Source organism: Herbaspirillum sp., assembly GCF_035644555.1.
Classification (GTDB): Bacteria; Pseudomonadota; Gammaproteobacteria; order Burkholderiales; family Burkholderiaceae_D; genus Herbaspirillum.
Window position 1 is genome coordinate 30,561 of record NZ_DASQOH010000027.1, and the last position, 26,359, is coordinate 56,919.

Genomic DNA, 26,359 nt, shown 5'->3' on the forward strand with positions numbered 1-26,359 from the left:
CATTGCGATTCTATTGCAAATCGCATGGGGACAAGCTGCGGCCACGCATTATTGATAAGACAGTGAGGCCGACGTTCCCTATTTCAATCGATTTTTGCGATCAATGCAGGCATATAAATCAATGGGGCCGATAGATAAAAATCTGTCGGCCCCATCGTTTTATTGTTCTCGTCGTATTCAGATCATGGCTTGCCGCGTTGCTGCGCGCTGCGATACAGCGACAGCGACAAGGCCACCGCGCCGATGGCCGCAATGGCCGCGAACAGGAAGACCTGTGGATACCCCAGCTGGCCGGCGATGGCACCGGCCACCGGACCGGTGATGCCCAGTGCCAGATCGAGGAAGACGGAATATGCCGCCAGTGCGGCGCCACGATTGGCGGGCGACACCAGATTCACCGCTTCCACCCCCAGCGACGGGAACACCAGCGCGAAACCGAAGCCGGCCAGGCCTGCGCCCAGCAATGCCAGTTCCGGCGTGGTGGCGCTCCACAGCAGCAGCAGGCCCACCGCTTCGGTCAGGAAGCTGACCACCGCCACCCGATAACCGCCGAAGCGCGTGATCGAATTGGCAAACAGCAGGCGCGCACCGACGAAGGCGCTGGAGAAGGCGGTCAGCGCGAAGGCCGCGCCACTCCAGTGCTGGTCGGCGTAATACAGCGTGATGAAGGTGGCGATCGAGCCGAAGCCGATGGTACCGAAGGCCAGACCCATGCCATAGGCGAACACCTTGCGCAGCACCAGCTTGAAGGACAGCTGTTCGCCCTGCACCACCGGCGTGACCGGGCCGCCACGGGCCAGCACATAACCCAGAACGGTCAGCAGCATGCCGGCCAGACCGATCACGGCAAAGCCCAGCGAGCGATCCAGCACCACGCCCAGCGGCGCGCCGATGGCCAGCGCCGCATAGGTGGCGATGCCGTTCCAGGAAATCATCTTGGCGGTATTTTCCGAGCCCACGCGCCCCACGCCCCACATGATGGCGCCGGTACCGACCAGGCTCTCGCCCAGGCCCAGGAAGGCGCGGCTGGTGAAGAGCAGCACCAGCGACAGGAACGGCAGCGGCTGTGCCAGTGCCGACAGCAACAGCAGGCCCCCGCTGGCCGAGCACAGCAGCATGCCGCGCATCACGGTCTGTTTGGCGCCCAGGGTATCGATCATGCGGCCGGCGTTGGCGCGACTGACGAAGGTGGCGAAATACTGCACGCTGATGCCCAGCCCGGCGACCACCGAGCTATAGCCCAGGTCCAGGTGGATATAGCCCGGCAGCACCGCCATCGGGATGCCGATGGCCAGGTAGACCAGGAAGGTGAAGAAGGCGGTGGCCAGGATCTGCCGCGTGACCTTGATCGGTGGCAGGGTGCGCACGGCAGCCGGCGCAGCGGCGGAAACGGGTGTGGAACCTGGACTACAGGAATCGTCGGACATGGCGGGGGAATTCGGAATGAGGAGGCTGCGCGCGCCGATGCGCGTGAACAGCAGTCCGAATTTTACTCCCGCCACAAAAATGCTGCAGGACAGCAAAAGATTTTTACCTGTCGATTCAGCAACTTAGTGGCATTTGCACGACGTCGCTTGCCCGCAGGATGCGAGTCAACGGGTGCAGCGTAGCGCCGCAGTAGCCTGCTCACGCACGGCCGGCGCATAGTCGGCCCCCAGGATTTCCGGCTCCAGCTCGGCCAGGTCGCGCTGCACGGCTGGTTCACACCAGTGGCCGTTCAGGCGGACCAGCGCAGCCAGCAGGTCGGGCGTGAGGCGGTCCAGCACGGGCCGCACCTGCAGGGCCAGGTCGGGCGGATTGGCGAAGGGCGGATGCTGTTCCACCCGCCACTGCCGATGCAGGTCGCGCTGCACGATCTTGCCGGCGTCGAACTGGTCCTGGAAGAAGCGCCGGGTCCAGGCCACGTCCAGGCCGAGTGGTCGCGCCCTGGCCGCGACATCGTCCAGGATCAGGGCTTCACGTGCCGGGTCGTCGATGGGCGCGTGCGAATTCCATTTGCTGCGCGCCACCGGTGCTGCCACGTCCAGGCGCGTCTTCTGCAGCGTCAGCAACTGTTCGACATCGGCGCGCGAGGCCGGCGGCGGGGTGGTGGCACAGGCCGTCAGGAGCAGGGCGGCCAGGATGGTGAGCAGGCGGGACATCGGCAGGCGGGACATCGGCATGGAGAGCATGGGCAGCAGGACCGTGAAGAAGGGCGGATGAGGGCGCCGGAAAGACCATGGCAAGCGCCGCCCGGCAGTATAGCGCCAGCGCCGGCTGCCCGGCGCCCGCGCCAGCGCCTTATAATCGCGGGATGCAAAATCTTCTCCACAACCTCAACGAAGAGCAGCTCGCCGCCGTGACCCTGCCGGCGCAGTCCGCCCTGATCCTGGCCGGTGCCGGCTCCGGCAAGACCCGCGTACTGACTACCCGCATCGCCTGGCTGATCCAGACCGGACAGGTCTCGCCGGCCGGCATCCTGGCCGTGACCTTCACCAACAAGGCCGCCAAGGAAATGACGTCGCGCCTGTCGGCCATGCTGCCCATCAATACCCGGGGCATGTGGATCGGCACCTTCCACGGGCTGTGCAACCGCCTGCTGCGCGCGCATCACAAGGATGCCGGACTGCCGCAGACCTTCCAGATCCTGGACACGCAGGATCAGCTCTCGGCCATCAAGCGGCTGTTGAAGCAGATGAACGTGGACGATGAAAAGTATCCGCCGCGCAACTTGATGTACTTCATCAACAGCGCCAAGGACCAGGGCCTGCGCGCCAAGGACGTCGATGCCTACGACGACTACAACCGCAAGTTCGTCGAGCTCTACGACCTCTACGACCAGCAGTGCCAGCGCGAAGGCGTGGTCGATTTCGCCGAACTGCTGTTGCGCACCTACGAACTGCTGTCGCGCAATCAGCCGTTGCGTGAGCACTACCAGAGCCGCTTCCGCCACATCCTGGTGGACGAGTTCCAGGACACCAACGACCTGCAGTACAAGTGGTTGAAGCTCATGGCCGGCCAGCACAATGCCGTCTTTGCGGTGGGCGACGACGACCAGAGCATCTATGCCTTCCGTGGCGCCAACGTGGGCAACATGTCGGCCTTCGAGCAGGAATTCCATGTGGAAAACCTGATCAAGCTGGAGCAGAACTACCGCTCCCACGGCCACATCCTCGATACTGCCAACGAACTGATCGCCAACAACAGCAAGCGCCTGGGCAAGAACCTGCGCACCGACGCCGGCCACGGCGAGCAGGTGCGGGTCTATGAAGCCACCAGCGACCTGCAGGAAGCGCAATGGATCATCGAACAGGTCAAGGACCTGATCGCCGAAGGCTGGGCGCGCAGCGAGATCGCCATCCTCTACCGTTCCAACGCGCAATCGCGGGTGCTGGAGCATGCGCTGTTCAGCTCGGCCATTCCCTATCGCGTCTATGGCGGCCAGCGCTTCTTCGAGCGCGCCGAAATCAAGCACGCCATCGCCTACCTGCAGTTGATGGACAACCTGCACAATGACTCGGCCTTCCTGCGCGTGGTCAACTTCCCCACCCGCGGCATCGGCGCCAAGGCCATGGAGTCCCTGCAGGATGCGGCGCGCCAGTATGGCTGTTCGCTCTATGCGGCCGTGCCCTATGTGGCCGGCAAGGCCGGTTCTTCGCTGAATGCCTTCATCAAGCTGATCGAAGGCGCCCGTTTCGAGACCCAGCACCTGCCGCTGCCGGAGACGGTCAAGGTGGTGCTGGACCTGTCCGGTCTGATGACGCATTACCGCAACGAGAAGGAAGGCGCCGACCGCATCGAAAACCTGGAGCAGCTGGTCAGTGCGGCCACGCTCTTCGTCTCCGAAGAAGGCTATGGCCTGGACGCCCCGGCCTTCCTCGGCCCGCAAGCGCAGGCCACGGCCGGCACCGCCATCACCACCGCCGACGGTGTGGAAGTGATCGATGCCGATGCGCCGCTGGTGACCATCATGTCGCCGCTGTCGGCCTTCCTCTCGCATGCCTCGCTGGAAGCCGGCGACAACCAGGCCCAGGCCGGCCAGGATGCACTGCAGCTGATGACGGTGCACTCGGCCAAGGGCCTGGAGTTCGATGCGGTCTTCATCACCGGCATGGAAGAGGGCCTGTTCCCGCACGAGAACAGCGCTAAGGAAGAGGGTGGGGTGGAAGAAGAGCGCCGCCTGATGTACGTGGCCATTACCCGCGCCCGCAAGCGCCTGTTCATGACCTTCTCGCAGACCCGCATGCTGCACGGCCAGACCCGCTACAACATGCGCTCACGCTTCTTCGACGAGATGCCGGAGCAGTCCATCAAGTGGCTCTCACCCAAGATCGCCCAGCACCACTGGTTCGCCAATCCCAAGTCGGCCTGGGATGAGGTGCCGGAAGCGGGCAACAACAAGATCGCCCAGAGCTTCTCGCGCCAGACCGACTCCGGCTGGCGCATCGGCCAGAATGTCGCCCATGCCAAGTTCGGCGAAGGCGTCATCGTCAACATCGAAGGTGGCGGCGGTGCGGCACGGGCGCAGATCAACTTCGGCAAGTTCGGCATGAAGCTGCTGGACCTGTCGGTGGCCAAGCTGGACAAGATCTGATCGCAGCGAGGCCTGACCGCCTCAGGCTCACAGGTCTTCCCAACCCTGCGCGCGCTGACGTCGCGCGTGTTTCAGCCAGGCCCGGACCTGTTCGATATCCCCGAACGCCGCCAGCGCGGCGCGCAGGTCCTGGCCTTCCTGGCGTAGCGCCGTGATGCCCCGGTTGAGGTAGCGCATCATCTTCTCCGGCGTCAGCCTTGCCTGGGATGCCAGGCCATAGGCGCGCCTGAACTGGCGCTCGACGTGGGCGATCTCCTGATCCAGTTCGGTGAGCTGCTCCTGCAGGATCTGGTTGTAATGGGCCAGCCGCGCTTCGCTCACCGTGTCCAGTGTGTGTTGGCCGATGTGTTCCAGTTCCAGCTGCAGCTCCAGGAGCTTGAGCAAGTCATTCTTTTCATAGGCCTGGTTGACCTGCTGCATCAGCGTTGTCTTGCGGGCACGCTCGGCCTCGTCGGGTTCGCGGTCGGGGTGCAGGGCGCTGGCCAGGCGGCGATAGACGGCGCGGATGGACTGGCTCAGTTCGATGCGCTGTGCTTGCTGCTGTTGTTCGGCGGCGCGCTGCTTGGGTGGCTTTTTGCGACTGGCACGTTGCGCATCGCGCTGCTGCGCGGCTGCCATGCGCTCCTGCTCCTGGCGCTCCAGCATGGCTTCCATGCGCTGCATGATTTCCTCGGGCGTACCGCTGGTGAAGTCGTCGTCGGCCGCGGCCGCGTCTTCCCGCTCTTGCGGTTCTGCCGCTGACCCTGGTGCTTTCGGGGCCGGCGCGATGTCCTTCGCCTCATCCACCTCATCCTGCATGCCGTGCTGCTGGTAGATCAGCGTCAGCTCGGCATCGTCGCCCCGCTGCAGCAGCGCCTGCGCCATGTCGGCGATGAGGGCGGACAAGGTGATGCGCTCACCCTTGCCCAGTGCCTTGTGCGACCAGGCGTCGTGCAGGCGGTAGACCGCCTGCCGCTTCAGGCCCAGCAGTTCCTGCTCCAGTGGCAGGTAGTGAGCGGAATATTTCTTGTGGAATTCGTCGCTGGCAGCTTCCCACTCTTGCAGGCGGGTGCGGCGCTTGCCGATCTCTTCGATGAGCGCGTTGAAACTCTGCTGCGCGGGCGACAGCCGGGTGGCGGTTTGGCCGTCGACGATGCTGACGGTATGTGGTGCGGGCTTTTTCATGGGAATGCGATGGTGAGGGGTGCCGGATTATAGGGCCTGCCTGGAGCCTATCCCGGCTGCGTCAGGTGATGAAGCGACCATCCGGATACTGGGCGCACAGGAATTCCACGAAGGCCCGTACCTTGGGACTCTGCAGGCGGCGCGAGGTATGCAGCACCCAGAGTTCGACTTCGCTGCCCATGTCGCCCCATCGCTTCAACTGTCCGGCCTGCACCAGCGCACCGGCCACCGACCACGGCAGCAGTGCCGCGCCGGCCCCGGCGCAGACGGCGTCCTTGACCATCATCAATGAAGACATGCGCAGCACCGGTTGTGGCGCGATCAGCAGCTTGCCTTGGCGCAGCGACCACACATCCCCATCGCGGTAGTTCGGCATCACCACGGCCGGGACGGTCTGCGTCTGGCCCGCCCGCGTACGCGGCATGGGGAGCGTGGGCGCGGCCACCAGCACCAGGCTGTCACGGGCGAAGCAGCGTCCGACCAGATGGCTGTCTTCATCAGGATTGATGCGGATGCAGAGGTCGAAATGCTCCTGCACCAGGTCCACCATGCGGTCTTCTGCGACTACCTCCAATTCGACTTGCGGATACTGCATGCGGAATAGCGCCGACAGCCGCCCCAGCGCCAGCTGCGAGAACACCAACGGAGCGGCGATGCGCAGGCGGCCGCGTGGCGCGGTGCTGCCTTCGCTGGCCTGGGTCATGGCCTCTTCGATTTCGCGTAGCGGACCCTCACTGCGCTGGAGCAGCAGCTGGCCCGCAGTCGTCAACGTGAGCCGTTGCGTGCCGCGTTCGAACAGGCGCACGCCCAGCTGCTGTTCAAGATCGGCCACCCGGCGTGACAAGGTGGCCTTGGCGCGGCCACTTTCCCGGCTGGCGCGGCCGAAGCTGCCGTAGGTGGCGACCAGCTGCAGATCGACGAGGGCGTTGATGTCCATGGTGTCTCAAAAATGATCCGGTAGGTCTCGATTCTATCGTCTGTGTTCCGATCCTGAAACGACATATCGTGTGTTGCATCAACCCACCGCAGTCACTTAACCACAAGGAGCCACACCATGAACACCATTCGTTCCCTGCAACTGATGCAATACGGCGGCCCGGATACGGTCCGCATCGCCGAACTTCCGGCACCCGTCCCCGGTCCCGAACAAGTGCTGGTGCGCGTGCATGCCGCCGGCGTCAATGCCCTGGACTGGAAAGTGCGCGAAGGCTACGTCAAGGATGCCTTCCCGCTGTCACTGCCCGCCGTGCTCGGCATCGAGCTGGCGGGTGTGGTGGAGCAGGTCGGGAGTGACGTCAGCCTGTTCAAGGTGGGTGACCGCGTCATGGGGCCGCTGGGCGGCCTGGGCGCCTATGCCGATCTGGTTGCGGTCGATGCCGACAAGCTGGCCGTGCTGCCCGAGGGTTTGAGCATGGTGCAGGCCGCGGCCTTGCCGGTGGCGGCCGTGTCGGCCTGGCAGAGCCTGCATCTGGCCGGTCCGCTCAAGGCCGGCCAGCGCATCCTGATCCACGGCGCTGCGGGTGCAGTGGGTGGCTTTGCGGTGCAGTTTGCCCATCAGGCCGGCGCCCATGTCAGCGCCACTGCCCTGGGCAGCCATGCCGATTATGTGCATCGCCTGGGCGCCGATCACGTCATCGATTACCAGACCTCGCAGTTCGAAAGCCTGGTCAGGGATGTCGATCTGGTACTGGACTACGTCGGCGGCGATACCCTGGAGCGTTCCTGGTCGGTGCTGGCCGAGGACGGCGCCATCGTCAGCACCGCTTCCCCGGCCATCCTGGCCAGCACCCCGGCAGGCCGTCGCGGCCTGTGGTTCATGAACCAGCCTGACAGCGCCCTTCTGACCAATATCGCCGGACAGGTGGCTGCGGGCCGCCTGCAGTCGCAGATCGCGGGGGTCGTCCCTTTCGAGGACTTGCCGGCTGCCATCGAACGCAGCCGGACCTTGCCGCAGATGGGCAAGACGGTGGTGGATTTCCTGCGCTAGGCCGTCCCTTGCACACTTCCCGCGCATCGAGGCGGCAGTTGGACCAGTGGCGCATCAGTTCCGAGGTGCAGGTGGCGGAAGGTGACGAAGAATTCGCGCAATACCTGCGCGACAGCGTGGCCCGCCAGCGCTGAGCCAGGGCCTCAGCCGCGGGCGATCATGGCCTGCACTTCGTCCCAGGTCGCCGCATAGGCGCCGGCGCGCGAGGCGGCAATGGCGGCGCCGGCCGCAGCGCACTGCAGGTGGACCTGGGTCGGTGCCTCCGGCTGGCGCAACTGGCTGGCGATCCAGCCACCCATGGAAGCGTCGCCGCAACCGACGGTATCGACCACCTCGACACGATAGGCGGGCTGCTCGATGACCTGGCTACCCTTGATCCAGCGCATCCCCTGGGCGCCCAGCGTGTAGAGGATCTCGGCCTGCGGCGCCAGTGCCTGCAGCGTAGCCAGCGCATTGGCGTCGCCCGGGAAGAGGCGCTCCAGATCCTCGTCGGACACCTTCACATAGTGTGCCAGCGCCAGCAGCTGTTGCAGCAGGATGCGATAGGACGGGTTGTCCATCAGCTTGCGCCAGTTCGGATCGAAGGCGATCTTCTTGTTGCGCAGTGCGGCTTCCTGGGCCAGCTGCAACAGGCGCGAGGCCAAGGGTTCGCGGGTCAGGCTGATGCAACCGAAGTGCAGCACGCGGGCCTCGTCAAGCCAGCCCGCCGGCAGCCGCTGCGGGTCGAAATGCAGATCGGCGCTGTCGTCGCCGATGAAGAAGTAATCGGGTGGGGTGGTCGAGGTCACCATCGCCAGCAGCGGCGCCTTGGCATATTGCTGGGTGAAGCGCATGTCCAGTCCGGCTGCTTCGGTGAGGGCATACAGTTCCGCGCCGAACACATCGGTGCTGACGCTGCCGGCATAGCCGGTGGCCACGCCCAGCCGCGCCGCCGAGCGCGCCACGTTCCAGCAGGCCCCGCCGGGAATGGCACGCCACTGGCCGTCGGGCTGGCGGATGAAATCGGTCAGGGCTTCGCCGAAGACGACGAATGCGGCGGGTGCGGTCATGCTGGGTCTCCGTAGGGATATCGTTATGGTCGATCGGTACTGCGGTTGTGGGGGAGCGGCGTACGGCGTCCTCGCTCAGTCCTGCAGCGCGTAGCGCGCGCACACTTCGTCGGTGACCAGGCCGGTGAGCCAGCCGCCGCGCAGGGCGGCGCGCACTGCCTCGGCCTTCTTGCTGCCGCCGGACAGGGCGATCACCGGCCGCTGTGGCCGCGCTGTCAGCGGCGGCGTGGTCACCCGTGCCGACAGCGGCGAAGGCAGCATCGCGCCGTGGCAGTCGAAGGCGTGGCAGATCATTTCACCCACCGCACCCTGGCGCTGCAGTTGCGCCACTTCCTCGTCGTCAATGAAGCCGTCCTCGTGCATCGCGCCCTGTAGCGCAATGGTGCCGATGCCCAGGAAGGTCACGTCGGCGCGCTCGGCCAGGCCGGTCACGATCTTGTACGCGCGGTGATTGCACCACTGCTGGCGGTCGCGTTCGCTCTCGGCCACCCGCGGCGCGGGCAGGAGGTAGAAGCGTGCGCCCAGCTTTTCTGCGGCCTGCAGGGCGACGTCGTAGCGGTTGGCCGAGCCGTCCGAAGCGAAGGCGCCGATCATGGAGACGATCTGGTGCTGCGGTCTTTCCAGTTCGGACAGGCGTTCGATGGCCGCCTTGAGGGTGCGCCCGGAGCCCACGTTGACCACCAGTGGGGCCTCCGAACTGAGCATCTGCTCCATCAGCTCGGCGCCGGCCACGGCCAGCATCTGCTGCACTTCCTGCGATTCGTTGGGATTGTCGGCGCCACCGGCGCCCGGCACCACCCGGCAGACCTCCAGTCCGTAGCGCTGCTGCAGCCCCTGTGCCAGTTCCAGGCAGGAAGAGACGGGGTGTGTGATCTGCACCTTGACCAGATTGGCATCGGCCGCGTAGGCCACCATGCGTTGCGCCATCTGGCGCGAGATGCCCAGCCGTTCGGCGATTTCGTTCTGGGTATTGCCGGCCACGTAGTACATCCACGCGGCCCGCGCCGCCAGATCCAGTTTGGATGCGCTGCTAGACATGTTCTCCTCGCCAGCCACCGGGCGCCTTGCCTCCGGCGGCTTGTGCAGTTTCTTCATATAGGGATGGCCGTCATTTTACGACCAGATCGGCCAAGCTGACCCTCCCCTTTGGGCAAATGCTCATGAAAATTGCAAATGCTTGACACGCCGTCGACTTTGAATGATTATTTGCTCACAAAAACAATAATTGCTCAAACAACCAGCCCACCGGCGCGTGCATCGCGGCTTTTCGCCTCCCGGCAAGAAAGGGGGGGGAGCGTGCAAGGTGGCAATAACATCCGGAGACAAGCATGTCCAAACTTGCGCGCACCCGTGCGTCCAGCCTTACCTGCGTTCGCTTCACCCTGGCCGCTGCGGCCGTCACGACCCTGTTTGCTGCCGGGCTGGCGTACGCCGATCCGGTGACGCTGAACATCGCCTCGATCAACAACCCCGACATGATCGAACTGCAGAAGCTGGCGCCGCAGTTCGAGAAGGCCAATCCCGACATCAAGCTGCGCTGGGTGACGATGGAAGAGAGCGTGCTGCGCCAGCGCCTGACCACCGATATCGCCACCAACAGCGGCCAGTTCGACCTGATGACCATTGGTGCCTATGAAGCGCCGATCTGGGCCAAGAAGGGCTGGCTGGCGCCGATGAGCGGCCTGCCGGCCGACTACGACGAGGCCGACCTGATCAAGCCGGTGCGCGAAGGCCTGTCGGTGGACGGCAAGCTGTATGCGCTGCCGTTCTATGCCGAAAGCTCGATGACCTACTACCGCAAGGACCTGTTCGCGCAGAAGAAGCTGACCATGCCCGAGCGTCCGACCTGGGACGAGATCGGCAAGCTGGCTGCCCAACTGCACGACCCGGCCAAGGGCGTCTACGGCATCTGCCTGCGCGGTCGCGCCGGCTGGGGTGAGAACATGGCCATCATCACCACCATGGCCAACGCCTGGGGTGGCCGCTGGTTCGACGAGCAGTGGCAGCCGCAACTGTCCTCGCCGGAATGGAAGAAGTCGGTCGCCTTCTACGTCGACCTGTTGCGCAAGTACGGTCCGCCGGGCGCCAGCTCCAACGGTTTCAATGAAAACCTGGTGCTGTTCTCCAGCGGCAAGTGCGGCATGTGGGTCGATGCCACGGTCGCCGCCGGCATGCTCTACCACGGCAAGGATTCCAAGGTCTCCGACAAGACCGCCTTCGCACCGGCACCGATGCAGGTGACCGACAAGGGGTCGCACTGGTTGTGGATCTGGTCGCTGGCCGTGCCGAAGTCCTCCAAGTCGCAGGAAGCGGCCAAGAAGTTCGCCGCCTGGGCTACCTCCAAGGAATACATCAACCTGGTCGCCAAGGATTCCGGCTGGGCGCTGGTGCCGCCGGGTACCCGCACCTCCACCTATGCCTCGGCCGAGTACAAGAAGGTCTCGCCGTTCTCGGACTTCGTGCTGGACGCCATCCAGACTGCGGACGCCAACAAGCCGACCTTGAAGCCGGTGCCTTATACCGGTGTGCAGTTCGCGACCATTCCCGAGTTCCAGTCCATCGGTACCGTGACCGGTCAGGCCATCGCCGGTGCACTGGCCGGCAAGACCAGCCCGGACGCCGCGCTTGATGCCGCCCAGGCACAGGCGGTGCGGATGATGCGCCAGGGTCGTTACATCAAGTAAAGAGCAAGCCCCTCGGCAAGCGGGCAGGCAGCACGCCGTCGCCCCTGCCGTGGTTCCTGTCGTTGCGGCGGCATGTCCGGTAAAGCACCGGGACATGCCTGCCGCCTGGTCCTCCCGGCCGTCTCCACCCAGCGTGGATGGCGGTCGGACTGAAGCCGAGGCCGTCATGTCCACGATCCACTCCACCCCTGCGTCGCCCGCCACCGGCGCGCCGCCAACGAGCACCATGATGCAGAGTCCCTCCAAGTCACCGTCGCGGTCCCGGCAGACAAGTCCGCCGCGCAAGGAACGCTTCAATCCCATCCGCCTGATGCAGACGCCTTCGGTGCTGCTCCTGCTGGCCTGGATGATCGTGCCGCTGGCGATGACGATCTATTTTTCAGTCAATCGCTACAACCTGATGGCACCGGACCAGACCGGCTTCGTCGGACTGGAAAACTATGTCTTCCTGCTGGAGGACCCGGCCTTCTGGCCCTCCATCGGCAATACGGCGCTGCTGATCGGCTCGGTGCTGGCCATCAGCGTCATCGGCGGCACCCTCCTGGCGGTACTGTTCGACCAGCCTTTCCGTGGGCGCGGCATCGCGCGCCTGCTGGTGATCGGTCCCTTCTTCGTCATGCCCACGGTGGCCGCGCTGATCTGGAAGAACATGATCATGCACCCGGTCTACGGCATCCTGGCTTACGTGATGCGCCACCTGGGACTGGAGCCCATCGACTGGCTGGCCGAATATCCCATGCTGTCGGTCATCATCATCGTGGCCTGGCAGTGGATTCCCTTCGCCTTCCTGATCCTGCTGACCGCGCTGCAGTCGCTGGACAACGACCAGAAGGAAGCCGCCCAGCTCGATGGCGCCGGTCCGGTGCGCATCTTCTTCTACATCGTGCTGCCGCACCTGAAGCGCGCCATCACGGTGGTGATCATGATCGAGACCATCTTCCTGCTCTCGGTGTTTGCCGAGATCTTCACCACCACGGCAGGCGGTCCCGGTACGGCGACCACCAACCTGACCTTCCTGGTCTATGCCATCGGCCTGCAGCAGTTCGACATCGGCATTGCCTCGGCCGGCGGTATCTTCGCCGTGGTGCTGGCCAATATCGTCTCGTTCTTCCTGGTGCGCATGCTGGCCAGGAACCTCAAGGGAGTCAACGAAAAATGAGCGATCAAAAGAAAAGCCCCCTGTGGGTGGCCGTGCTGGGCTGGGCCTGCGCCATCGTGCTGTTCTTCCCCATCTTCTGGGTGGCGGTGACAGCCTTCAAGACCGAAGCCCAGGCCTATACGCCGTCGCTGGTGTTCCTGCCCACGCTGGACACCTTCCGTGAAGTCTTCAGTCGCAGCAACTACCTGGCCTATGTGCAGAACTCGCTGATCGTCTCGCTCGGTTCGACTGTGCTGTCGCTGCTGCTGGCGGTGCCGGCGGCGTACTCGATGGCCTTCTTCCCGACCGGGCGCACCCAGAAGCTGCTGCTGTGGATGCTCTCGACCAAGATGATGCCGGCCGTGGGCGTGCTGATCCCGATCTACCTGCTGGCCAAGAACACCGGCATGCTCGATACCGTCACCGGCCTGACCATCATCTACACCCTGATCAACCTGCCCATCGCGGTGTGGATGGCCTTCACCTACTTCAATGACGTGCCCAAGGAAATCCTGGAAGCGGCCCGCATCGATGGTGCCAACGCCTGGCAGGAAATGATCTACCTGCTCCTGCCCACCGCCATGCCCGGATTGGCCTCGACAGCGCTGCTGCTGATCATCCTGTCCTGGAACGAGGCCTTCTGGAGCCTCAACCTGACCAGCGTCAATGCGGCGCCGCTGACCGTGTTCATCGCCTCCTACTCCAACCCCGAGGGCTTGTTCTGGGCCAAGCTGTCGGCCGCCTCGCTGCTGGCGATTGCGCCCATCATGGCGCTGGGCTGGCTGGCGCAGAAGCAGCTGGTGCGCGGCCTGACCTTCGGGGCGGTCAAGTGATGATGACAAGGCAGCCGATCACCCACCTCATCTGTGACTGCGATGGTGTGTTGCTGGACAGCGAGAGCATCGCCCTGAGCGTACTGCATCGCGAACTGCTGCCCCTGCTGCCGGCCTGGCCCGACGCCGACGAAGCGCCCACTCTGCAGGAACAGCGCAGCCAGGTGCTGCACGACGCCATCGCCAACCGCTTGGGCATGTACACCGATGTGCTGCTCTCGGAAGTGGATCTGGAGTTCGAACTGGGCCTGGAGGCGGCGCAGATGGAGCGCATCCACGCCACCGTGGCGCTGGCCTGCAGCGAACAGGCGCAGCCGGTGCCGGGCATCGTCGAGGCTCTGCAGGCGATCCGGCTGCCTCGCGCCGTGGCCAGCAACAGCGATGCACCGCGCATTGAAGCCGGCCTGAAGCGCTGTGGCCTGTATCCGCAGTTTGCCGGCCGTATCTACAGCGGCCACGATGTGGCCCATCCCAAACCGGCGCCGGATGTGTACCTGGCCGCTGCCGCCGGCTTCGGCGTCGATCCGGCGCGCTGCGTGGCCATCGACGACAGTGTCACCGGCGTGCGCGCCGCCGTGGCGGCCGGCATGCATGTGCTGGGCTTCACCGGCGTGGCGCACGACCGCAAGGCGATGGCACGGCGCCTGCGCGAGGCCGGCGCGCATCAGGTATTCGAGGACATGAAGCAGTTCCCGCAACTGGTTTGCGAATTGATCTGGCTGCGCTGAACACGAGGCTCGCGCAGCCCCCTACAAGAGAGACGAGGAGAACCCCATGGCAGCAGTGAGCATCAGGAACCTGGCCAAGCGCTATGAAGACAACGAAGTCATGCGCGACATCAACCTGGAAATCGAGGATGGCGAATTCGTCGTCTTCGTCGGCCCTTCCGGCTGCGGCAAGTCGACCTTGCTGCGCATGATCGCGGGGCTGGAAGAGATCAGCGACGGCGACCTCGACATCGGCACCCGCCGCATGAACGATGTGCCGGCCTCCAAGCGCGGGGTGGCGATGGTGTTCCAGTCCTATGCGCTGTATCCGCACATGAGCCTGTACGACAACATGGCCTTCGGCCTGAAGATCGCCGGCAAGTCCAAGGCCGAGATCGATGCCGCCGTGCAGCACGCCGCCAGGATCCTGCACATCGACCACCTGCTGGATCGCAAGCCCCGTGCGCTTTCCGGCGGCCAGCGCCAGCGCGTGGCCATCGGCCGCGCCATCACCCGCCAGCCCAGCGTGTTCCTGTTCGACGAACCGCTGTCGAACCTGGACGCCGCACTGCGGGTGAAGATGCGCCTGGAGTTCGCCAAGCTGCATGACGACCTCAAGACCACCATGATCTACGTGACCCACGACCAGATCGAGGCCATGACCCTGGCCGACAAGATCGTCGTGCTCTCCGAGGGTCGCATCGAACAGGTCGGCTCGCCCCAGCAGCTGTATCACCATCCGGCCAACCGTTTCGTGGCCGGCTTCATCGGTTCGCCCAAGATGAATTTCATCGACGGTATGGTCGCGGCCATCCAGGGTGACGGCGTGCAGGTGCAACTTCCCGCAGGCGGCCTGCAATGGGCCTCGGTGGATGGCAGCAACCTGCAGGTCGGGCAGAAGGTCACGCTGGGCGTGCGGCCCGAGCATCTCAATATTGCACAGGGTCAGGCGGCGCTGCAGGCACGCTGCACGGCGCTGGAACTGCTGGGTGATTTTTCCTACCTCTACGCGGCCTACGAGGGCAGCGACGATGCGCTCATCCTGCGCGTGCCGGACAGCCTCGATCCGCCACACGGCAGCGTGCTCCAGCTGGCGGCCGATCCGGCCCGCTGCCACCTGTTCGGCGCCGACGGCCAGGCACTGCCGCGCCTGGCTTCCAGCGTGAGCGCCTCGCGCACCCATTGAACCCTTCGCCTTCTTCACCTCATCGACAAGGACACGGCATGACCCGCACCGCCACCTCCACCGAGCAGGACGCCGCCGACAGCCTGACCTGGCTGCATATCGGCGCCGGCTCCTTCCATCGCGCCCACCAGGCGGTTTACCTGAACGCCCTGCGTGAGAGCGGCGCCGACCGCCGCTGGCAACTGGCGCTGGCCAATATCCGTGCCGACATGGGGCCGCTGTTGGACGCGCTGGCACGCCAGCAGGGCCAGTACACGCTGGAAACCGTCACGCCCCAGGGCGAGCGCAGCTACCAGCGCATCGCTTCCATCGGCCGCATCCTGCCCTGGGACGACAGGCTCACCCAGCTGATCGCCGCCGGTGCCGAGGAGCGCACCCGCATCATCTCCTTCACCGTCACCGAAGGCGGTTACTACCTGGACCACCAGCACCGGCTCGACACCGCCAATGCCGACCTGGCCGATGACCTGCGTTGTGCCCTTGATGGCAGTGGTGCGCCGCGCACCATCTATGGCGCCATCGCCGCCATCCTGCAGGCGCGCAGCCAGGCGCATCCGCACGCGGCGCTGACGCTGCTGAACTGCGACAACCTGCGCCACAACGGCGAGCGCTTCCGCGATGGCCTGCGCCAGTTCCTGACCCTGCGTGGCGAAACCGCGCTGGCGCAGTGGATGGAGGCGCATACCACCAGCCCCAACGCCATGGTCGATCGCATCACGCCGCGCCCCACGCCGGCCGTGGCGCAACGCGTGAAGGAAGCCACCGGCATCGATGACCCCTGCGCGCTGATGGGCGAGTCCTTCATCCAGTGGGTGATCGAGGATGATTTCAAGGCCGGTCGTCCCCGCCTGGAAGAGGCGGGCGTGGAGATGGTGCAATCGGTGCTGCCCTATGAAGAGGCCAAGATCCGCATCCTCAACGCCAGCCATAGCTGCATCGCCTGGGCCGGCACCCTGGCGGGCCTGCAGTACATCCACGAAGGGACGCTGCGCGACGACATCCGCCAGATGGCCTACGACTACGTGACGCAGGACGTGATCCCCTGTCTCACGCCCAGCCCCATCGATCTGGCAGCTTATCGCGATACCACCCTGGCGCGCTTTTCCAACCCGGCCATCCAGGACACCAACCAGCGCGTGGCCGCGGATGGTTATTCCAAGATTCCCGGTTTCATCCGCCCGACCCTGCAGGAGAGCCTGAACGCCGGCCGCGATCCCCAGGCAACCGCCATGTTGCCGGCGCTGTTCCTGGTGTTCCTGCAGCGCTGGAATGCCGGACAGCTGCCCTATGAATACCAGGACGGCATCTTCGACCCGGCGGCGGTGCGCAGCATGCTGGCTGCCGCCGATCCGGTACGGGCCTTCTGCGCCGATGCGGTGCTGTGGGGCGAACTGGCCGGCGATGCAAGGCTGGAGGCGCTGGTGCGCGAGGCCGTGCAGCGCGTACGGCAGTGGCTGGGGCAGGGCAACTAAAGCGCCACGACCTGCCCCAAGGCGGCATAGAATTGCCGTTCAATAACAATTAACGAGGAGCACCATGTATCTTGGGATAGACCTGGGTACGTCGGAGATCAAGGCGGTGGTCATCGATGACCAGGGTAGCCTGCTGGCGCTGGCCGGTACCGCGCTCGATGTCTCGCGGCCGCATCCGCGCTGGTCCGAGCAGGCCCCGGCCGACTGGTGGCGGGCCGCCTGCGATACGGTGGACAAGTTGCGTGCGGAACTCGGCGCGCAGCGTTTCCGCGGCATCCGCGCCATCGGCCTGTCGGGCCAGATGCATGGTGCCGTGCTGCTCGATGCGCAGGACCAGGTACTGCGCCCGGCCATCCTGTGGAGCGATTCGCGCAGCGCCCCCGAATGCGCCGAACTGACGCGCCGCGCGCCGCGCCTGCATGGCATCGCCGGCAACCTGGCCATGCCCGGCTTCACCGCCCCCAAGCTGTTGTGGGTGGCGCGTCATGAACCGCAATTGTTCGCGCGCATCGCCACCGTGCTGCTGCCCAAGGACTGGCTGCGTCTGATGATGACCGGGTGCAAGGTCTCCGACCCGTCCGACGCGGCCGGTACGCTGTGGCTGGACGTGGAGGGCCGCAACTGGTCCGATGAGCTGCTGGTGGCCTCCGGCATGCGACGCGATCAGATGCCGGCGCTGGTCGATGGCAGCGCGGTCTCCGGCACCTTGCTGCCGGAGGTGGCGCAGCGCTGGGGACTGGCGGCGGACGTGATCGTGGCCGGCGGTGCCGGTGACGGTGCGGCCAGCGCGGTCGGGATCGGTGCGGTCAAGCCGGGCGACGGATTCCTCTCGCTGGGGACCTCGGGTGTGCTGTTCGTGGTCAACGACCGCTTCCGTCCCAATCCGGGACGCGCCATCCATGCCTTCTGCCATACCCTGCCGCAACGTTGGCACCAGATGAGCGTGATGCTCTCGGCCGCCAGTTGCCTGCGCTGGTTCTGCCGTCTCTGCTCGGTGGACGAGAAGAGCCTGCTGGCCGAGATCGAACAGCTGGACCAGGAAGCGCGTGACAATGCGCCGCTGTTCCTGCCCTATCTGTCCGGCGAGCGCACGCCCCACAACGATCCCTACGCTACCGGTGTCTTCCATGGCCTGACGCCGGAACACCAGCGCGCCGCATTGGGCTACGCGGTGCTGGAAGGGGTGGCCTTCGGCATGGTCGATGGCCTGGATGCGTTGCGTGCCGCCGGCACCGACGTGGCCGAATTGTCGCTGGTGGGGGGTGGCGCACGCAGCCCGTATTGGGCACAGTTGCTGGCCGACGCGCTGGAAGTGCGCATCGTCACCCACGTCGGCAGCGAAGCCGGCGGTGCACTCGGTGCGGCGCGCCTGGCCTGGCTGGCTGATGGCGGCGACGAGGCCGAGGTCTGCCGCAAGCCGGCCCGGCAGGCGCAGTACCAGCCGGACCCAGGCAGGCGTGCCGCCTTGCAGGCGCGCTTGCAGCGTTATCGGGACATCTATGCGCCGTTTGCGCCCTTGCATGGGGACGCAGGCTGAAGAAAACGACCGTTGAAAAGCAACAGGCCGTTCTTGCCCACCTGGCAGGAACGGCCTGTTGTTTGATACGGTGATTCAGTGATTCAGCGGCGGTTGAACTTGAACACCGAAATCGCCTGCAACAGTCGCACCGTCTGCTCCTGCAGGCTGCCTGCCGCGGCGGCGGCTTCTTCCACCAGTGAGGCGTTCTGCTGGGTGCTGGCGTCCATCTGGGTGATGGCTTCGTGCACCTGGTTGATGCCGGCGCTCTGCTGCTGGGTGGCTTCCTTGATTTCCCCCATGATGCCGGAGACGCGCTGAACCGATGCCACGATGTCGCGCATGGTGCTGGTGGCTTGCTCCACCTGACGGTTGCCGACGTCGACCTTTTCCACCGAGGCATCGATGAGCTGTTTGATTTCCTTGGCCGCAGCCGCCGAGCGTTGCGCCAGGGAGCGCACCTCCGAGGCCACCACGGCAAATCCGCGCCCCTGTTCGCCGGCGCGTGCCGCTTCCACGGCGGCGTTGAGCGCCAGGATGTTGGTCTGGAAAGAGATGCCGTCGATGAGTCCGATGATGTCCACGATCTTGTGCGAGGCGGCGTCGATCTCATCCATGGTCTTGCCCATGCGTTGCACCGAGGCGCTGCCACGCTGGGCGATGGCCGAGGCGGTCTGTGCCTGGCGGTCGGCATTGCTGGCCGAGTCGGCGTTCTGGCGCACGGTGGCGGCGAACTGTTCGACGCTGGAAGCAGTTTCTTCCAGCGCCGACGCCTGCGATTCGGTGCGGCTGGAGAGATCCATGTTGCCGCTGGCGATCTCGCCGGTGGAGATGGTCATCGATTCGACGTTGCGGCGCACGTCGCCGATGATCGCGCGCAGGTTCACGTTCAGTTGCTGCAACGCCTGCAGCAGCAGGCCCAGGTCACCGCGGGCCGTGGTGTCGATGTGCAGGTCGAGGTCGCCACCGGCCAGGCCATGCACCGCCTTGATAGCCTGTTGCAGCGGCGCCACGATGCTGGCGTGCAGGACCGCCCACGAACCCAGCAGCAAGAGCGCGCCGCCCAGGGTGCCCAGCCAGATCGCATAAGGACTGCCACCAGCCGCTTGAACGGCACTGCCGGCCGCCAGGCCGCCGGTAATGACCAGCAGCGTGAGGATGCTCATCATCCATGCCAGCCGTTTGGCCATGGATAGCTCGCGCAACCCTTGCAGCCAACCCATGATGCCGGTGCTGGCCACGGCGCCGCGATGGATGCGCAGGCCGCGGGCCTGACCGGCCACGAAGCGGCGGTAGGCGCTCTCGGCCGCCTGCACCTGTTCGCGCGAAGGGCGAGTGCGCACCGACATGTAGCCCACGGCCCGACCGTTCTCGCGCACTGGCGTGACGTTGGCCTGAACCCAGTAATAGTCGCCGTTCTTGCAGCGGTTCTTGACCAGCCCGTTCCAGGGCAGGCCTTCCTTGAGCGTGGCCCACATGTCGGCGAAGGCTTCGCGCGGCATCTCGGGATGGCGCACGATGTTCTGCGGCGCGCCGATCAGTTCGGCTTCCTCGAAGCCGCTGATTTCCACGAAGTAAGGATTGACGTAAGTGATGTTGCCTTGCAGATCGGTCTTGGAGACGATGGACTTGCCATCCTCCAGCAAGCGCTCGATGGTGGTGATAGGTAGATTGGTGCGCATTTTTCCCCCGTGCCCTTGGTCGCAACCTTAAGATGGCTGCGATCCTCCCGCTGTTTTAGAAAACCGTAGCGCTTCTTTCCCAAAACGCCGCAGTCCCGTTTTTCATGCCAGGCTGACAAGCCGCCTGACGTCCAATACCGAGTGCATGAGGAGGGGAGGTTCGTGCATTTCCGCAATGAATGCCCATCGTCAGCCTGTAGCCGGCGTGATCGAAGCAGCAGGGAAATGACGTTCTTCACAATCTTAACGCTGAGCTCAGGTTTCGATCCGTCAAAAAGCCGGGTATTTCCCCGGCTGTATCGGCAACGGCAGCGACATTCCTGCGCTAGGAAGGGTAGTGTGCGGGATGGATGCGGGGAAACTGTTTCCCCGCATCCATCCCGCAGTCATGACGCTGGCTTATTGTCGAGGTTGTACCTGGAACAACACACCTTGCTGTACCAGTTCTACCGAAAGTAATTGGTCGGCCACGACTTCGGTCATGCGCTGGCCGGGATTGTCCAGGGCCACCGTGGTCAGGCGGGTGATCAGCGGCAGCAGCCTGGCCTGGTCCTTTGCATCGACGATGAAGCTGCGCGCGGCACTGGCGGCACAGATCAGAAATTCGTCACGCGCAGCCTGGCCGCGGTTGGTGAGCATCACGCCCACGTTGCGCAGTTGGCCGGCCTGGTTGAGGGTGCCGATGAGGGTGGTCTGGGCCGGGCCGACCTTGGTGTCGAGCACGTATTCGTATTGGCCGGGGTGCAGGCGCGAAGCGTCCAGCATGTAGAGATGAGCCATATGCTCGGGCTCTTCCACCTGCATGTCCTTGAGCACATCGGCCAGGCGGCTGTTGAAGCGCGCCGCGAACTGCTTGGGCGTGACCCCCAGCGTGGTCTGGGCAGCTTCGTGCGCGGCCAGTTCGCCATCGATGCGACGGTCGCAACCGCTGAGCAACACGGCGGCCGTCAACAGGGCGCAGGACAAAAGACGCAGCGGGGCGCGGAGGAGTGTCGGCATGATGGTCGAAATGTCGCGTGTTTCATACATTGTGCATCAACACGATGACATGCAATCTGTCCCAGATCAAGCACTGTGCTGCGCCTGTGTGGGTTGGTGATAAAGTACCAATCCGACAATAGACCAGCAACCCGCCAATACAGGGCCAATACAGGCCAATACAGGTCCAACACAGGCCAGTACGGAACCAGCACAGACGCTCACGCCATGACTCCCCAGACCTCTGATCTCCCTCCCTCATCCGCACCCACGTCCGACCTGCATCAATTGCGCGACATCATCCGCCGCTTCTCCAGCGAACGCGACTGGCTACGTTTTCATACGCCCAAGAATCTGGTCATGGCCTTGTCGGTGGAGGTGGCCGAGCTGATGGAGCATTTCCAGTGGCTGCCTACCGGCGCCGACCATGAGCTGGACGACGCCGCCCGCCAAGGCATCCGCCATGAGATGGCCGACGTGCTGGTCTACCTGATCCAGCTGGCCGACCATACCGGCGTGGACCTGCATGAGGCGGTGCTGGAAAAGATGGAGCTCAATGGTCGCAAGTACCCGGTCGAACTGGCCCGCGGCAATGCGCGCAAGTACAGCGACCTGGCCCCGGCGCCGCGACCGGATGCTCAGCAAGGCTGATGCTGGCACCTTCCTTGCAGCGTTCTTCATATCCTCTCGCCACCTGCCCCCGGAGCCTGCCTTGAACAACTGGAACGACGGTTACGTTGTTGATATCGCCTATACCTACGGCTACTACCCCGGCATGAATCCGGCGCGCCTGCCACTGGCTTTCGCCTTCCACGGTCTGCAGGCGCCGGCCATCCAGACTGCCTGCGAGCTGGGTTTCGGCCAGGGCTTGTCGACCAACTTCCATGCGGCGGCGGCCACCACGCGCTGGTGGGGCAATGACTTCAATCCCATGCAGGCGGCCTTCGCCCAGGAGCTGGCCGCGGCCAGCGGCAGCGGCGCGCAACTGGAGGATTCCAGCTTTTCGCATTTTTGCCGTCGCGACGACTTGCCGGACTTCGACTTCATCGCCCTGCACGGGATCTGGAGCTGGGTCTCGCAGGACAATCGCGACATCCTCTTCGATTTCATCGACCGCAAGCTCAAGCCAGGCGGTGTGCTCTACCTGAGCTACAACACCCAGCCGGGCTGGTCGGCTTTCCTGCCTTTGCGCGAGCTGCTGGTGCAGCATACGCAACTGGCCGGCAACCAGGAGCAGGGCTTGCCCACATCGGCCCGCATCGAGGCCGCGCTGGCCTTTGCCGCGCGCATGTTCGAGACCGATCCGGTCTATGCCCAGGCCAATCCCTTCATGCGCGATCGCTTGAAGATCCTGCAGCAGCAGCCAGTGAGCTACCTGGCGCATGAATACTTCAATCGCGACTGGCACGCCGAAACCTTTGCCGAGATCCATCGTCGCTTCTCGCCGGCCGGCTTGCAGTTCGCCTGTCCGGCGCACTACATCGATCACCTGGACATGGCCAACCTCACGCCGGCCCAGCGCCAGTGCCTGTCCGTGATCGACGATCCGGTGCTCTACCAGAGCACGCGTGACTTCATGGTCAACCAGACCTTCCGTCGCGATTACTGGGTGCGCGGCGGACAGTTGCTCGACGAACGCCAGCGGGTGCAGGCCCTGGCGCTGCAAAGCGTGGTGTTGCTGACCGAACCCGACAAGGTGCCGTTGACGATCCAGAACGTCGCCTCCGAGATCACCCTCAATCGCCTCATCTACGAACCCATCCTGCAAGCGCTGTCAGACTACCAGCCGCATACCCTGGTGGACCTGGCGGCCTCGCTGGCGCATCGCAACCTGAACCTGTCGCAGGTGATCGATTCGGCCTTGATGTTGATCGGCACCGGTCATGCCGCGCCCCTGCCGGCCGAAGTCGATGCCGCCACTCAGGCCCAGATCGCGCGCCGCACGGCAGACCTGAATGCCTACCTGTTGCAGCGGGCCACCCTGGTGCTGCCCGACAGCCAGGAGGGCGAGATCAGTCATCTGGTCAGTCCGGTCACCGGTGGCGGGGTCAAGGTGGATCAGGTCGAGCAATTGCTGCTGCTGGCGCGTAGTATCTGTGGCGACGACGTCGACGCTTGGCCGGCCGAGGTCTGGCGCCACATTTCTGCCCAGGGCAAGCGCCTGGTGCGCGAGGGGGTGCGGCTCGAAGGCGAGCAGGAGAACCTGGCCGAGCTGGCGGCCCAGGCACGACTGTTCGCACGCACGCGCTTGCCCTTGCTGTGCGCCTTGCAGGTGGTGTGATATCTGATGCGCTTGCATCTGCGCGTTGCGTCGTCGCGGCCGAGCCTGTAGCATCTCGCGTGGCCGCCTTGCCGGCCATCACTGCCGCGCCTGTCCGGGCGCGGCCACCGGAATTCTCATGAAGGAAAGTCGGTTTTCTGCTTATGTCCCTGTCCCGCACACTTCAAATCCGCCTGACCCTGGCCGCTAGCGCCGCCGTGGTCCTCACTGCTGCCGTGCTGTGCGCCCTGGTCCTGGGCGGCAGCGCGCAAGGCATCGTCCTGGCCGCCGTGGTGCTGGTCTTGTTGTCGGTGCTGTCGTGCTGGTTGCTGGTGCGGCAACTGCTGCAGCCGCTGGCCGCGCTGGAAACCGATCTGCAGCAGATGCAGCAACAACACCAGCAAATACTGGAGCAACGCGACGACGCCCGCTCGCACCTGGAAGAAATGGAAAAGACCCTGGCCCGGGTGGGTCTGGAAGATGCACTCACGGGCCTGGCCAACCGCCGCCAGTTCGAGCGCGGCCTGCTGGAAGAATTCAATCGTGCTGCCCGTACCAATCTGTCGCTGGCCATCATCATGATCGACATCGACTTCTTCGACGAGTACAACGCCACCTATGGCCGCATGGCCGGTGACAAGGTGCTGCGCCGGGTGGGCAGTGCCATTCGCGATACCAACGTGCGACCGGAAGACCTGCTCTCGCGCTTCGGTGCCCAGGAAATCGCGGTCCTGTTGCCGGGCTCGCGGCTGGAAGGCGCACTCATCGTGGCCGAGCGTATCCGCAAGTCGATCGAGCAGCTCAACATCGAACACAGCGCCAGCCCCAGCGGCCGCGTGACCATCAGCATCGGGATTGCCGCCGTGGCGCCGCAGCGCCAGGTGGATGAACCCGATACCGTGTTGCGCGAATCGGAACAGGCGCTGGCCCTGGCCAAGGCCTCTGGCCGCGATTGCATCCGCACCACCGAGGACCTGAAGCAGGCGCATTGAGCGTCGAGAGGGGCGGACATGCCGCACCCCCAATGAAAAATGCCGCCCGGTTCACACAGAACCGCGCGGCATTTTTCCTGGGCTTGCAGGTTCAGGGCTGTTCCGGCCCCGGCACCAGGAACTTGGATTTGGCGCAATACATCTTGGCATTGGTGTCGTTGTAGACGATCTTGCTGCCGGCCTGCGACTGCCGTACCGGGTAGGCCGAGTCATCCTCGGGCGTAAAGCGGATGCCCATGGCGGACTTGATGGCGTCGGTCAGCTTGACCGGCGTGGTGTTGAAATAGGCACCGATGAAATCGGCCTGGCTATTGCTGTCGTTGACCAGGAAGTCGGTGGCCTGCATCCCCCATAGCGAGATATTGCTGGCCTTGAACCAGTAGGCTCCGCCCTCGGTCTTGTAGGGCGGTCCGAAGGCGGCCACCAGGTAATCGAAGAAATATTTGCTGTTGAGCTGATTCAGGCACAGCAGGGCATTGCCGACCTCGATGCCGAAGCTGGGTTGCGGTTGCGGCGCGGCCTGCGCCACGGGCGCCACAGCGGCCGCGCAGGCCAGCACCAGCGCAGTCAAGCGGGTGTTCAGGCGAGGTACGATCTTCAAACGGACTCCCGTAAATTGCCGCAAGGGCAGGTTGGCGGTGTAGCCCACGCAAGGTGGGCCAGGGAGTCCGATTGTAGGGGGCTTTTACGATTTTTTCCAAGCAGCGTAGGGGCCAACGGTCCAGGCTGCTCATCCGGGCCCTATCGCTTGCCGCGCAAGACCCGGTCGCCACGTGCCGAACGGCCTTCCTGCGGCGCTTCGCTGGCAGCCAGATGACCCAGGCCGTCGAGGAAGGAGGCAATGCCGGTGCCCTTGACCAGCACGCAGGGCTTGCCCAGTTTCTTGCAGGTGCTCTTGACCAGGTGATAGGCGTTGTGACTGATGTTGCCGGAAGCGCAGATGACGATGTCAGCCGCGGCCAGCATGGGCGTCAAGCGATGCAGGTTGTCCTCGCGCCCGCCGTCATGATGCAGGAAGCGCCCGGCGCGGGTTTCGATCTCGGTCCGGTAGTGATTGCGGGCGCCGGTCAGTCCACCCACGCAGAGCACACAGCGATCATCGAGCCTGACCGGGTGGGCGGAGGAAGAGCGGGCAGCAGTGGCAGCAGTATGCATGGCAGGACTCGCAGGAAGTCAGTGACGGTGCCAGCCTAAACCTTGTGCTGTGTGCTGCGAACGAATCAATCCGCAGCAGCATATGCGCTTTGTGTTGCGCGCTTTGTGTTGCGGGGATGGCGTCGGGCCTGGTCAGCCGGATCAGGTGGGCGGCTGGGTGGCCTGCTCGGCCCTTGCCTGGCGTTGCATGGCGCGCACGAAATCGGTCAGGCGGCGGCCATTGCGGTCGGGGTAATGGCTTTGCGCGCGCATCTGCTGCACGCGGTCCAGGCGGAAGGATCGGAAGTCCTCGCGGCGTTCGCACCAGGCGGCCAGCAGCCAGGTGCCACCAAAGAAAGCCAGTCCCAGTGGCCACACCACGCGCTGGCTGCTGCGCTGCTGGGCATCGGTATAGTGCAGCAGCAGCTTGTGGCGGCTACTGATGGCCTGACGAATCGCTTCGAGCCGCTCGCCCTGGCCGCAATCGTCCTGCATGGCCGGCGCAAACAGCGGCGTGGCCTCGACGAAATCGCGCTTTTCCTTGGGCAGGGCCAGCACCACCTTGGCCAGTGCCGAAGCCGCCGAGGCTGCCAGTTGCGGCCCGCCCCAGGCTTGCACCATGCGCATTCCGATCACCAGCGCATCGATCTCGTCGGTGTTGAACATCAGCGGCGGCAGGTCGTAGCCAGGCTTGATGCGATAGCCGACCCCGGCTTCGCCATCGACCGGCACGCCCGACAGCGACAGATCGCGGATGTCGCGATAGACCGTGCGCTCCGACACCGACAGCCACTGCGCCAACTGGCGCGCCGTGGTGAGACGGCGTCCCCGCAGGTACTGGGTGATCTGGAACAGGCGATCGGCTCGACGCATGACTGGCAGAGAAAAAAAGATGCGCGCCATTCTGGCACGCATGCTCCTGGCCCGCCACGAACTTCGATGCTGCTGTGCAAGATGCGGGCGTGAGGTTCAGCGGGCGCGCCACAGCATTCAGTGCATGGCGT

The 26,359-nt window shown here is 64.8% G+C and carries 23 protein-coding genes and 1 pseudogene; 13 read left to right on the forward strand and 11 right to left on the reverse strand.

The genetic code is table 11. From position 1 onward, the window contains the following. Positions 1 to 182: 182 nt before the first annotated feature. Both VE092_RS07815 and aroQ read right to left on the reverse strand, forming a co-directional pair. On the reverse strand, positions 183 to 1,427 hold the full coding sequence (locus tag VE092_RS07815) for an MFS transporter (RefSeq protein ID WP_324875494.1): 1,245 nt from the start codon (positions 1,425 to 1,427) through the stop codon (positions 183 to 185). A 165-nt stretch (positions 1,428 to 1,592) separates the two neighbouring features. After that, the gene (gene aroQ / locus VE092_RS07820) at positions 1,593 to 2,171 is read right to left on the reverse strand and encodes a gamma subclass chorismate mutase AroQ (protein WP_324875531.1); all 579 of its coding nucleotides are present in this window, start codon (positions 2,169 to 2,171) and stop codon (positions 1,593 to 1,595) included. Positions 2,172 to 2,293: 122 nt separating this feature from the next. On the opposite strand from aroQ, the gene VE092_RS07825 reads away from it, so the two are divergent. Beyond that, positions 2,294 to 4,573 (forward strand): UvrD-helicase domain-containing protein, encoded by a 2,280-nt coding sequence (locus tag VE092_RS07825; RefSeq protein ID WP_324875496.1) that lies wholly within the window; start codon positions 2,294 to 2,296, stop codon positions 4,571 to 4,573. Between the two features lie 27 nt (positions 4,574 to 4,600). Here VE092_RS07825 and VE092_RS07830 read toward each other — a convergent pair whose 3' ends face one another. Together VE092_RS07830 and VE092_RS07835 are read right to left on the reverse strand one after the other, a co-directional pair. Further along, positions 4,601 to 5,737: a J domain-containing protein gene (locus tag VE092_RS07830; protein WP_324875497.1), complete on the reverse strand. Its 1,137-nt coding sequence runs from the start codon at positions 5,735 to 5,737 to the stop codon at positions 4,601 to 4,603. Positions 5,738 to 5,798: 61 nt separating this feature from the next. Beyond that, positions 5,799 to 6,674, reverse strand: coding sequence for a LysR family transcriptional regulator (locus VE092_RS07835; protein WP_324875499.1), 876 nt, complete (start codon positions 6,672 to 6,674; stop codon positions 5,799 to 5,801). Positions 6,675 to 6,791: 117 nt separating this feature from the next. Here VE092_RS07835 and VE092_RS07840 point away from each other — a divergent pair, with 117 nt between their 5' ends. Then, positions 6,792 to 7,724, forward strand: a complete 933-nt coding sequence (locus tag VE092_RS07840) for an NADP-dependent oxidoreductase (RefSeq protein ID WP_324875501.1) — start codon at positions 6,792 to 6,794, stop codon at positions 7,722 to 7,724. Positions 7,725 to 7,732: 8 nt separating this feature from the next. Next, positions 7,733 to 7,858, forward strand: coding sequence for a hypothetical protein (locus tag VE092_RS07845; RefSeq protein WP_324875503.1), 126 nt, complete (start codon positions 7,733 to 7,735; stop codon positions 7,856 to 7,858). 9 nt (positions 7,859 to 7,867) lie between these two features. On the opposite strand, the gene VE092_RS07850 is transcribed toward VE092_RS07845, so the two are convergent. Beyond that, positions 7,868 to 8,773, reverse strand: a complete 906-nt coding sequence (locus VE092_RS07850) for a carbohydrate kinase (protein ID WP_324875505.1) — start codon at positions 8,771 to 8,773, stop codon at positions 7,868 to 7,870. Positions 8,774 to 8,848: 75 nt separating this feature from the next. Then, entirely contained in the window at positions 8,849 to 9,811 is a 963-nt protein-coding gene (locus VE092_RS07855; protein WP_324875507.1) for a sugar-binding transcriptional regulator, read from the reverse strand. 290 nt (positions 9,812 to 10,101) lie between these two features. On the opposite strand from VE092_RS07855, the gene VE092_RS07860 reads away from it, so the two are divergent. The 7 genes and pseudogenes from VE092_RS07860 to xylB all read left to right on the forward strand — a co-directional run bounded on the left by VE092_RS07860 (position 10,102) and on the right by xylB (position 18,330). Further along, entirely contained in the window at positions 10,102 to 11,457 is a 1,356-nt protein-coding gene (locus tag VE092_RS07860) for a sugar ABC transporter substrate-binding protein (RefSeq protein WP_324875509.1), read from the forward strand. A 226-nt stretch (positions 11,458 to 11,683) separates the two neighbouring features. Next, positions 11,684 to 12,616: a carbohydrate ABC transporter permease gene (locus VE092_RS07865; protein WP_414653440.1), complete on the forward strand. Its 933-nt coding sequence runs from the start codon at positions 11,684 to 11,686 to the stop codon at positions 12,614 to 12,616. Positions 12,617 to 12,666: 50 nt separating this feature from the next. After that, positions 12,667 to 13,428, forward strand: a pseudogene (locus tag VE092_RS07870) (carbohydrate ABC transporter permease); the annotation flags it as partial. Continuing rightward, positions 13,428 to 14,156, forward strand: coding sequence for an HAD-IA family hydrolase (locus tag VE092_RS07875; protein ID WP_324875513.1), 729 nt, complete (start codon positions 13,428 to 13,430; stop codon positions 14,154 to 14,156). The pseudogene VE092_RS07870 and the gene VE092_RS07875, both read left to right, overlap by 1 nt. Positions 14,157 to 14,202: 46 nt before the next feature. Beyond that, on the forward strand, positions 14,203 to 15,321 hold the full coding sequence (locus tag VE092_RS07880) for a sn-glycerol-3-phosphate ABC transporter ATP-binding protein UgpC (RefSeq protein ID WP_324875515.1): 1,119 nt from the start codon (positions 14,203 to 14,205) through the stop codon (positions 15,319 to 15,321). 38 nt (positions 15,322 to 15,359) lie between these two features. Continuing rightward, a complete protein-coding gene (gene dalD / locus VE092_RS07885) occupies positions 15,360 to 16,793 on the forward strand; it encodes a D-arabinitol 4-dehydrogenase (protein ID WP_324875517.1) in 1,434 nt (477 codons plus the stop codon). 64 nt (positions 16,794 to 16,857) lie between these two features. Beyond that, positions 16,858 to 18,330 carry a xylulokinase gene (xylB, locus tag VE092_RS07890; RefSeq protein ID WP_324875518.1) on the forward strand — a complete coding sequence of 491 codons (1,473 nt, stop codon included), beginning with the start codon at positions 16,858 to 16,860 and terminating at the stop codon, positions 18,328 to 18,330. A gap of 83 nt (positions 18,331 to 18,413) precedes the next feature. On the opposite strand, the gene VE092_RS07895 is transcribed toward xylB, so the two are convergent. Further along, positions 18,414 to 19,991: a methyl-accepting chemotaxis protein gene (locus VE092_RS07895; RefSeq protein ID WP_324875521.1), complete on the reverse strand. Its 1,578-nt coding sequence runs from the start codon at positions 19,989 to 19,991 to the stop codon at positions 18,414 to 18,416. 399 nt (positions 19,992 to 20,390) lie between these two features. Further along, on the reverse strand, positions 20,391 to 20,990 hold the full coding sequence (locus VE092_RS07900; RefSeq protein ID WP_026052369.1) for a hypothetical protein: 600 nt from the start codon (positions 20,988 to 20,990) through the stop codon (positions 20,391 to 20,393). Positions 20,991 to 21,197: 207 nt separating this feature from the next. Here VE092_RS07900 and VE092_RS07905 point away from each other — a divergent pair, with 207 nt between their 5' ends. From VE092_RS07905 to VE092_RS07915, 3 genes are all read left to right on the forward strand, one after another. Beyond that, positions 21,198 to 21,620, forward strand: coding sequence for a nucleotide pyrophosphohydrolase (locus tag VE092_RS07905; protein WP_017455339.1), 423 nt, complete (start codon positions 21,198 to 21,200; stop codon positions 21,618 to 21,620). A 61-nt stretch (positions 21,621 to 21,681) separates the two neighbouring features. Continuing rightward, positions 21,682 to 23,250, forward strand: coding sequence for a methyltransferase regulatory domain-containing protein (locus VE092_RS07910; RefSeq protein WP_324875526.1), 1,569 nt, complete (start codon positions 21,682 to 21,684; stop codon positions 23,248 to 23,250). Positions 23,251 to 23,393: 143 nt separating this feature from the next. After that, entirely contained in the window at positions 23,394 to 24,221 is an 828-nt protein-coding gene (locus tag VE092_RS07915; RefSeq protein WP_017455337.1) for a GGDEF domain-containing protein, read from the forward strand. 91 nt (positions 24,222 to 24,312) lie between these two features. Here the strand turns inward: VE092_RS07915 and VE092_RS07920 are convergent, their stop codons facing one another. The 3 genes from VE092_RS07920 to VE092_RS07930 all read right to left on the reverse strand — a co-directional run bounded on the left by VE092_RS07920 (position 24,313) and on the right by VE092_RS07930 (position 26,228). Continuing rightward, on the reverse strand, positions 24,313 to 24,822 hold the full coding sequence (locus tag VE092_RS07920) for a hypothetical protein (protein ID WP_034310213.1): 510 nt from the start codon (positions 24,820 to 24,822) through the stop codon (positions 24,313 to 24,315). Between the two features lie 140 nt (positions 24,823 to 24,962). Beyond that, on the reverse strand, positions 24,963 to 25,376 hold the full coding sequence (locus tag VE092_RS07925) for a DUF2325 domain-containing protein (protein ID WP_017455335.1): 414 nt from the start codon (positions 25,374 to 25,376) through the stop codon (positions 24,963 to 24,965). Positions 25,377 to 25,517: 141 nt separating this feature from the next. After that, positions 25,518 to 26,228 carry a helix-turn-helix transcriptional regulator gene (locus VE092_RS07930; protein WP_034310215.1) on the reverse strand — a complete coding sequence of 237 codons (711 nt, stop codon included), beginning with the start codon at positions 26,226 to 26,228 and terminating at the stop codon, positions 25,518 to 25,520. Positions 26,229 to 26,359: the final 131 nt, after the last annotated feature.

Coding starts and splice junctions, on each gene's coding strand:
- VE092_RS07860 (WP_324875509.1), top strand. CDS start 10,102: ATGTCCAAACTTGCGCGCACCCGTGCGTCCAGCCTTACCTGCGTTCGC.
- VE092_RS07895 (WP_324875521.1), bottom strand. CDS start 19,991: ATGCGCACCAATCTACCTATCACCACCATCGAGCGCTTGCTGGAGGAT.
- VE092_RS07855 (WP_324875507.1), bottom strand. CDS start 9,811: ATGTCTAGCAGCGCATCCAAACTGGATCTGGCGGCGCGGGCCGCGTGG.
- VE092_RS07840 (WP_324875501.1), top strand. CDS start 6,792: ATGAACACCATTCGTTCCCTGCAACTGATGCAATACGGCGGCCCGGAT.
- VE092_RS07830 (WP_324875497.1), bottom strand. CDS start 5,737: ATGAAAAAGCCCGCACCACATACCGTCAGCATCGTCGACGGCCAAACC.
- VE092_RS07815 (WP_324875494.1), bottom strand. CDS start 1,427: ATGTCCGACGATTCCTGTAGTCCAGGTTCCACACCCGTTTCCGCCGCT.
- VE092_RS07835 (WP_324875499.1), bottom strand. CDS start 6,674: ATGGACATCAACGCCCTCGTCGATCTGCAGCTGGTCGCCACCTACGGC.
- VE092_RS07865 (WP_414653440.1), top strand. CDS start 11,684: ATGATGCAGAGTCCCTCCAAGTCACCGTCGCGGTCCCGGCAGACAAGT.
- xylB (WP_324875518.1), top strand. CDS start 16,858: ATGTATCTTGGGATAGACCTGGGTACGTCGGAGATCAAGGCGGTGGTC.
- dalD (WP_324875517.1), top strand. CDS start 15,360: ATGACCCGCACCGCCACCTCCACCGAGCAGGACGCCGCCGACAGCCTG.
- VE092_RS07915 (WP_017455337.1), top strand. CDS start 23,394: ATGTCCCTGTCCCGCACACTTCAAATCCGCCTGACCCTGGCCGCTAGC.
- VE092_RS07905 (WP_017455339.1), top strand. CDS start 21,198: ATGACTCCCCAGACCTCTGATCTCCCTCCCTCATCCGCACCCACGTCC.
- VE092_RS07825 (WP_324875496.1), top strand. CDS start 2,294: ATGCAAAATCTTCTCCACAACCTCAACGAAGAGCAGCTCGCCGCCGTG.
- aroQ (WP_324875531.1), bottom strand. CDS start 2,171: ATGCTCTCCATGCCGATGTCCCGCCTGCCGATGTCCCGCCTGCTCACC.
- VE092_RS07880 (WP_324875515.1), top strand. CDS start 14,203: ATGGCAGCAGTGAGCATCAGGAACCTGGCCAAGCGCTATGAAGACAAC.
- VE092_RS07900 (WP_026052369.1), bottom strand. CDS start 20,990: ATGCCGACACTCCTCCGCGCCCCGCTGCGTCTTTTGTCCTGCGCCCTG.
- VE092_RS07875 (WP_324875513.1), top strand. CDS start 13,428: ATGATGACAAGGCAGCCGATCACCCACCTCATCTGTGACTGCGATGGT.
- VE092_RS07930 (WP_034310215.1), bottom strand. CDS start 26,228: ATGCGTCGAGCCGATCGCCTGTTCCAGATCACCCAGTACCTGCGGGGA.
- VE092_RS07925 (WP_017455335.1), bottom strand. CDS start 25,376: ATGCATACTGCTGCCACTGCTGCCCGCTCTTCCTCCGCCCACCCGGTC.
- VE092_RS07850 (WP_324875505.1), bottom strand. CDS start 8,773: ATGACCGCACCCGCCGCATTCGTCGTCTTCGGCGAAGCCCTGACCGAT.